A 560-nucleotide genomic window follows, 5' to 3' on the forward strand; every position below is an offset into this window, starting at 1 on the left:
GGCGTCCAGGAGAACCGCTTCTGCGCCTCCGGTCTTGAGGCGGTCAACCTGGCCGCCGCCAAGGTGCGTTCCGGCTGGGAGGACCTGATCCTCGCCGGCGGCGTGGAGTCCATGTCCCGCGTCCCGATGGCCTCCGACGGCGGCGCCTGGTTCAACGACCCGATGACGAACCTCGCCGTCGACTTCGTGCCGCAGGGGATCGGGGCGGACCTGATCGCCACCATCGAGGGGTTCTCCCGGCGGGAGGTGGACGAGTACGCGGCGCTGTCGCAGGAGCGTGCGGCCACGGCGTGGAAGGAGAACCGCTTCGAGCGGTCCGTGGTGCCGGTGCGGGACCGCAGCGGCCTGGTCGTCCTGGACCACGACGAGCACCCGCGTCCGGGCACGACCGCCGACTCGCTGGGCCGGCTCAAGCCGTCCTTCGCGGACATCGGCGAGCTGGGCGGCTTCGACGCGGTCGCGCTGCAGAAGTACCACTGGGTGGAGAAGATCGACCACGTGCACCACGCGGGCAACTCCTCCGGCATCGTCGACGGCGCCGCCCTCGTCGCCATCGGCTC

Annotated in this window: 1 protein-coding gene; it reads left to right on the forward strand. The window is 71.4% G+C overall.

What is annotated here, in order from left to right; translation table 11 throughout:
- Nucleotides 1-560 (forward strand): thiolase family protein (locus IE118_RS33875; RefSeq protein WP_268249000.1); only part of this gene is annotated, 560 nt, incomplete at both ends.

Origin of the sequence: Streptomyces pilosus, assembly GCF_014649835.1 — a bacterium.
GTDB lineage: Bacteria > Actinomycetota > Actinomycetes > Streptomycetales > Streptomycetaceae > Streptomyces > Streptomyces pilosus.